We start from the raw sequence: 6593 nt of genomic DNA, 5'->3' as shown, positions 1-6593 counted from the left end.
CTTACCGATTCTTCTAACAGCCTGTCGGGCTGCCAAGCCCGACAGGCTGTTAGGCCCCACCCTCCAGGCAACCGAGCAGCGCCGCCCGTTCCGGCGCCCGCTCACGCAGCCGGGCAGTCATGTCTTCGCCCAGCATCAGGTGGAGGAAGCCGTCGAAACCCGCTTCCCGCAGGCGCATGCCCACCGCATTGTCGCTGCCGCCCAGCTCCCGCACCTGAAACGGGTAGTGGCGCACCCCCTCGCCCAGCGTCTCGCGCAGGCAACCGGCGGTCGCGAGCAGCCGCGCGCCCGGATGGAGCCCACCGTCGCCAACCACCATGGCGCTCCCGCGCCCCGCCTCGGTGGTCGGCCGATCGGCGGCGAAGCGGTGGAGCTGGACTACCCGTCCCTCCGCATGGACGCGGGCGAAGGCGCGGGCGAAGGCGGTGTGGTGGCTCGCCGCGGCACGGGCCAGATCCTGCTCGACCGCCCTCTGCCGCTCCCCTTGCCGCGCCACGCTGTTCCAGGCGGCGGCCGCGAGGCGGCCCTCGGCCATCAGCTTCAAGGCGATCTCGCCACTGCCGGGATCGGCGAAGCGGTGAGGGGCCTGCAGCGCGACGCCGTCACCTCCGTCGGCCCGCACCAGATAGGCGCCGCGCCCCCTCTTGTCGATCTCGCTCAGCGCCCAGAAGGGACCGATGCGGGTCAGGCGAAAACCGAGGATCTCCCACGGTCCCGCCTCCGCCTCACCGCGGAACAGCCGCTCGAACTCCTCGCGCACCGCCTTCAGTTCGGCAGGACCGGCGGGTTCGAACTTGCCGCCCGCGGTGGCGGCAAGCCACTCCGCCAACGGTTCCGCGCGCAGCACCGGGGAGACCAGCAGCAGCGCCAGCGGCAGGGCGCGCACAATCCGCAACTTCATCAGGTTGAGCATCATCGTTATTCGCCTGGATCGACCGAGCGGGAGGGGACGGGACGAGAGGGTGACACGGAAGCCGCCGCCCCGCCAACCCGCCCTGCTCCGACCGGTGCGCGTCGTACCTCGGCCACCCTACCCGAAGATTGCCGATCCGCCGTCCCCCCTCTTCTTCCGCCGTTCACGGAAGAAGTCGCGGAGCAGTTGACCGCACTCCTCGGCGAGCACCCCACCCTCGCACTCCACCCGATGGTTGTGCAGCGGCGACTGGAGCAGGTCGAAGACGCTGCCGGCGGCACCGGTCTTGGGATCGAAGGCGCCGAACACCACCCGCGCCACCCGCGCGTGGACCAGCGCGCCGGCACACATCGGGCAGGGCTCCAAAGAGACGTAGAGGGTGGTCTCCACCAAGCGATAGTTGCCGACCCGCTGCCCTGCCTCACGTAGCGCGGTCACCTCGGCGTGGGCGGTGGGATCATGGCTGAGAATCGGCCGGTTCCACCCCTCCCCCACCACCTCGCCGTCGCGCACCAGCAGCGCGCCCACCGGCACCTCCCCGGCCTCCGCCGCCCGCCGCGCCAATTCCAGGGCACGGCGCATCCACTGTTCGTCTTCGATCACTTCGCTTCGAGGCTCTGAGAGAAAACGCGGAGGACGCAGAGACGCAGAGATCGCAGAGAAGGATTTGCATGGCGGATCGTACCCGCTGGAGCGGTGGCGTCTCCAGCCGTCCGGCGGGCACGAACTCTGCGTCCTCTGCGTCCTCTGCGTCCTCTGCGTCCTCGGCGTCTCTGCGTTCTCCGCGTTGAACGACGCCGTCGATTATTCGGCCGGGGCGAGGTTGGGGAAGGCGCTGTCGAGGGCGGCATTCCACTGGTCGACGGCGTCCTTGGTCTGCTCCATCAGCGCCGCGACGTCACCCTCGATGGTCACCTTGGTCATCACGTCGCCCTGGCGAATGGCGTTGACCACCTGCTGGTCCGCCTCCTCGACCACCTTGCCGAACACCGCGTGCTTGCCGTCGAGCCACGGGCACGGCACGTGGGTGATGAAGAACTGCGAGCCGTTGGTGCCGGGGCCGGCATTGGCCATGGAGAGCATGCCGGGGCCGGTATGGCGCAGGGAGGGGTCGATCTCGTCGGCGAACTGGTAGCCGGGGCCGCCGGTGCCGGTACCGCTGGGGCAACCGCCCTGGATCATGAAGTCGTCGATCACCCGGTGAAAATTGAGGCCGTCGTAGTAGCCGCGGCGGGCCAGGTTGACGAAGTTGGCCACGGTATAGGGGACCTGCTCGGCGTAGAGGTCGATACGGATGGTGCCCTTGTCGGTCTCCATGATGGCCCGCAGGCCGGCGTTGTCGGTCATCTCATTTCTCCTGGCATTTCAAAGAGAGCCACGGAGGCACAGAGGACACGGAGAAAAATCGTTGCTCCGGCTCTCGAACCTCCATGACGAACAAACCAAATATCTTAACTCGACTCCGTGTTCTCCGTGCCTCCGTGGCCAATCCCCGTTCAGGCGAACTCCCCGAGGTCGCGGTAGCAGAAGACGAAGCGGCCATCGTCGTAGTCGACCACCAGCTTGCCGTCGCGATACTCGGCGTATTCGAGCCAGCCGGGGCGGTTGCAGGTCTCGCTCTTGCACTCGCTGACATGCCCCGGCGCCTCCAGGTTACGGTCGCGGTCCCAGAACGAGAGGTTCACCGCGCCGCCGAGCATCTCCTCGGCGATGGCGTCGGCCAGCCGCTTGGCCCGCTCGAAGGTGAGCGGCTCGCCGCTCCAGTTCAGTTTCAGGGTATCCATCGGTCGTTCTTTATTAAGCATGATCAGATCAACGCAGAGGACGCAAAGACGCAGAGAACGCAGAGAAGAGCGCAGAGGGCGGGCCGTATCTACCACGACGGCAGGAGCGGCGTAGGGTGGATAAGCGCAGCGCATCCACCGATTCGGGCCGCATCTCTCCCGCCTCTACCCGCGCATCATCGGCGATCGGAAATCCCTGACCTTCAGCGGTTCCGTTTTGGTGGATGCGCTCCGCTTATCCACCCTACACCCGCCCCACCTCTCTTCTCTGCGTTCTCTGCGTCTCTGCGCCCTCCGCGTTCCCTTCCAGAGCCTCCAATCACCCCTCAAGGCTCTTGCTCACCACCTCGTAGACATCCTTGGCGAGGCCACCGCTGTCGCGGATACGCATCAGTTCGTCGCGCATCTTGCCCTGGCGGGCGGCGTCGAAGCGTCGCCAGCGGGTCAGCGGGGTGAGCAGGCGGGCGGCCACCTGGGGGTTCAGCGCGTTCAATTCGATCACCCGGTCGGCGAGGAAGCGGTAACCCTCGCCGGCGGCGGCGTGGAAACGCACCGGATTGGCGGCGCAGAAGGCGCCGATCAAGGATCGCACCTTGTTCGGGTTGCGGATCGAGAAGGCCGGGTGCCCCATCAGCCGTTTCACTTCGTCGAGGGTTCCGGGCAGCCGCGAGACGGCCTGCAGGCTGAACCACTTGTCGAGGACCAGCGGGTCCTCCTGCCAGCGTTCGTAGAAGGCGGCCAGCGCCACCTCCCGTTCGGGTCGATCGAGATGGCTCAGCGCGCGCAGCGCGGCCATCGAGTCGGTCATGTTGTCCGCGCGGCGGAACTGTGCGGCGCAAAGGGCCACGGTCTCCTCGTCGGCCAGTTCGCCGAGGTAGCCGAGGGCGACGTTCTTCAGCGCCCGCCGCCCCATCGCCTCGCCCTCGATGGAGAAGGCGTCGCCGGAGAGTTCACGGTAGAGGGCGGTGAGCCGCTCGCGGTGGGCCGCGGCGAGGGTGCGGCGCAGGTGCTGCCGGGCGGCGAACAGGGCGTCGGGGTCGACCACCGTCATCAGCTCGGCGAGGTAGCCCTCGTCGGGCAGGGCGAGGGCCTCGGCGAGCAGCGCCGGATCGACCTCGCGGTCGGCCAGCAGCTCACCGAACGCGGTGGAGAGGGTCTCGTCGAGGCCCAGCGAGCGGCCCGCCTGATGGTCGGCCACCAGCCCGAGGATCACCTTGGCGGCGAGCTGCTGGCCCGCCTCCCAGCGATTGAATTCGTCGCCGTCGAAGGCCATCAGGAAGGCCAGCTCCGGATCGCTGTAGCCCGCCTCCAGCTTCACCGGGGCGGAGAAACCGCGCAGTAGCGAAGGGATCGGCGCCTGCGTCACCCCGACGAAGGTGAAAGTCTGCTCCGCCGCGCTGAACTCCAGCACCCGGTGGTCGCCCACCGGGGCCGCCTCCCCCTCCAGTTGCAGCGGCAGCGGGCGACCGTCGTCGGCACCGATCAACCCCATCGCCAGCGGGATCACCAGCGGCCCCTTCTCGGGCTGGCCGGGGGTGGGCGGGGTGTGCTGGCGCAGGGTGAGGGTGAAACGCTGCGCCGCGGCGTCGTAGTGGCGCTCCGCGCTCACCACCGGGGTGCCGGCCTGGCTGTACCAGCGGCGGAAGGAGGCCAGATCGCGGCCGCTTGCGCGCTCCATGGCGGCGACGAAATCCTCCACCGTCACCGCCTGGCCGTCGTGGCGCTCGAAGTAGAGATCGGAGCCCTTGCGGAAGGCCTCGCCGCCGAGCAGGGTGTGCAGCATGCGCACCACCTCGGCCCCCTTCTCGTAGACCGTGGCGGTGTAGAAGTTGTTGATCTCGATGTAGGACTCGGGGCGCACCGGGTGGGCCATCGGTCCGCCGTCCTCGGGGAACTGGCGGGCGCGCAGGTCGCGCACGTCCTGGATCCGCTTGACCGCCCGCGAACCCATGTCGGCGGAGAACTCCTGGTCGCGGAAGACGGTGAAGCCCTCCTTCAGCGAGAGCTGGAACCAGTCGCGGCAGGTGACCCGGTTGCCGCTCCAGTTGTGGAAGTACTCGTGGCCGATCACCCCCTCGATCCACTGGTACTCGTGGTCGGTGGCGGTCTCCGGACGGGCCAGCACGTACTTGGCGTTGAAGACGTTGAGCCCCTTGTTCTCCATCGCCCCCATGTTGAAGTCGCTGACCGCGACGATCATGTAGATGTCGAGATCGTACTCGCGGCCGAAGGTCTCCTCGTCCCACTTCATCGCCCGCTTCAGCGAGCGCATGGCGTGGGCGCACTGGTCGATGTTGCGGTGCTCGACGTAGAGGCGCAGGGCCACCTCGCGACCGCTCATGGTGGTGAAGGTGTCCTCGTGCAGCGCCAGATCGCCGGCGACCAGGGCGAAGAGATAGCAGGGCTTGGGGAAGGGGTCCTCCCAGGTGACGAAATGGCGGCCGTTCTCCAGCTCACCGGACGCCACCGGGTTGCCGTTGGAGAGCAGCAGCGGATAACGCGCCTTATCGGCCTCCACCCGGGTGGTGAAACGGGCCATGGCGTCGGGGCGATCCAGGTAGTAGGTGATCCGCCGGAACCCCTCCGCCTCGCACTGGGTGCAGAAGTTGCCCGAGGAGAGGTAGAGCCCCTCCAGGGCGGTGTTCCCCTTGGGGTTGATCTCGGTGTCGACCTCCAGGGTGAAGGCGTCGGGGACGTCCAGCAAGGTCAGCGACTCGTCGTCGAGGCGATAATCGTTGGGCCCCAGATCGTGGCCGTCGAGGGCCACCGCCAGCAGCCTCAACGCCTGGCCGTCGAGGCGCAGGTGGGCGACCGGCTGCCCCGCGGGGTTGCGGCGTACCACCAGGGTGGAGTGGACCTTGGTCGCCGTCTCGTCGAGCTGGAAACGGAGGTCGACCTGCTCGATCAGGAATGGCGGGGGGGTGTAATCCTTGAGGTGGATGGTTTGGGGGGTATCGCCGGCCATGCTTTGATTGATCCACGAAAAAAGAGGGGGAAAAACAATATCCATTTCATGGGGGCGGTGGCTCACGAAACCAATGGCCCAACGCCCGCCGCGCCGCGATCCATCCCGCGGAGAGCCCCGTCGTCGCAGGTCACCGAAGGGGGAGCATCGCGTCGAAATCACCGGCGAATTCGTGGGGAATCGCCTCCCTCTCCAGCCGTGAGCGGACGTTCGACAGGATCTCGCGGGCGCGCTGACGCATGGGCTCCTCCAGCCGGCACAACGCCTTCACCTGGACCTGGTGTGGTTTTTCAACAAGGTTCCAGAAGGTTATCGCCGCCACGTTGATCGCGATGAGGCGCTCGACGAACGCTTCGAGCGTCCACACCGACGGGTCGTAGACGCCGACGCTCATGCTGAACTCCGGCACATCGGGCGAACCGCCACGCGCGGCCGCTTCGCGGATTCGCTCCATCGTCGCGAAGACCTTGTCGACATCGACCGCCTTGCGGACGCGCTTCATCATCCCGGCATCATGACTGTCCAGGCTGACCTGGATGGTCCGGAACCGAGCCAGCAAGGCGATCTCGTCGTCGCTGAACGGCTTGGCGAGGTTGGTGGTGATGATCGGGCGGTGACCGGCATCGAGGATCCGCCGGCACCACGCCTGCCAGTCGCGGTGGTAGGTCGTCTCCCCGTGTCCGTTCACATAGACCGCGGCATCCTTCTCCCGCTGGAGCAGGGGCAGAACGCGGTCGAAAACCGAAGCCGGCATCTCGACACCGTGGTAGGAGGGCGCGGATACCGCGCAGTAGTCACAGCGCAGATTGCATCGCTCGTTGATGTCGATGCGGATTTCGGAAATGCGCATCTGCCGCAACGGATCGCCGATGTGGGCGGCTCGCGCCTCCTCCTCGACCGCTGCCCGCAGGGTGCTCAACGGCTCCATCCT

6 protein-coding genes are annotated in these 6593 nt (G+C 67.4%); all 6 read right to left on the bottom strand.

Going from position 1 to position 6593, the window contains the following annotated elements; translation table 11 throughout:
• Positions 1–49: 49 nt before the first annotated feature.
• Positions 50–901, bottom strand: a complete 852-nt coding sequence (locus tag ACYQ2W_RS01870) for a hypothetical protein (protein ID WP_459862832.1) — start codon at positions 899–901, stop codon at positions 50–52.
• A gap of 129 nt (positions 902–1030) precedes the next feature.
• Complete coding sequence (tadA, locus tag ACYQ2W_RS01865) at positions 1031–1513, bottom strand: tRNA adenosine(34) deaminase TadA (protein ID WP_459862840.1); 483 nt, start codon at positions 1511–1513, stop codon at positions 1031–1033.
• 204 nt (positions 1514–1717) lie between these two features.
• A complete protein-coding gene (locus ACYQ2W_RS01860) occupies positions 1718–2260 on the bottom strand; it encodes a peptidylprolyl isomerase (protein ID WP_459862830.1) in 543 nt (180 codons plus the stop codon).
• A 149-nt stretch (positions 2261–2409) separates the two neighbouring features.
• Positions 2410–2697 (bottom strand): AF1514 family protein, encoded by a 288-nt coding sequence (locus ACYQ2W_RS01855; protein ID WP_459862828.1) that lies wholly within the window; start codon positions 2695–2697, stop codon positions 2410–2412.
• Positions 2698–3016: 319 nt separating this feature from the next.
• Positions 3017–5662: an aminopeptidase N gene (gene pepN / locus ACYQ2W_RS01850; protein WP_459862827.1), complete on the bottom strand. Its 2646-nt coding sequence runs from the start codon at positions 5660–5662 to the stop codon at positions 3017–3019.
• Positions 5663–5792: 130 nt separating this feature from the next.
• Positions 5793–6581 (bottom strand): radical SAM protein, encoded by a 789-nt coding sequence (locus ACYQ2W_RS01845; protein WP_459862838.1) that lies wholly within the window; start codon positions 6579–6581, stop codon positions 5793–5795.
• Positions 6582–6593: the final 12 nt, after the last annotated feature.

The organism is Endothiovibrio diazotrophicus (assembly GCF_054657215.1).
This window is presented reverse-complemented; position numbering and strand designations above follow the sequence as displayed.

Coding starts and splice junctions, on each gene's coding strand:
- ACYQ2W_RS01870 (WP_459862832.1), bottom strand. CDS start 901: ATGAAGTTGCGGATTGTGCGCGCCCTGCCGCTGGCGCTGCTGCTGGTC.
- ACYQ2W_RS01860 (WP_459862830.1), bottom strand. CDS start 2,260: ATGACCGACAACGCCGGCCTGCGGGCCATCATGGAGACCGACAAGGGC.
- ACYQ2W_RS01855 (WP_459862828.1), bottom strand. CDS start 2,697: ATGGATACCCTGAAACTGAACTGGAGCGGCGAGCCGCTCACCTTCGAG.
- pepN (WP_459862827.1), bottom strand. CDS start 5,662: ATGGCCGGCGATACCCCCCAAACCATCCACCTCAAGGATTACACCCCC.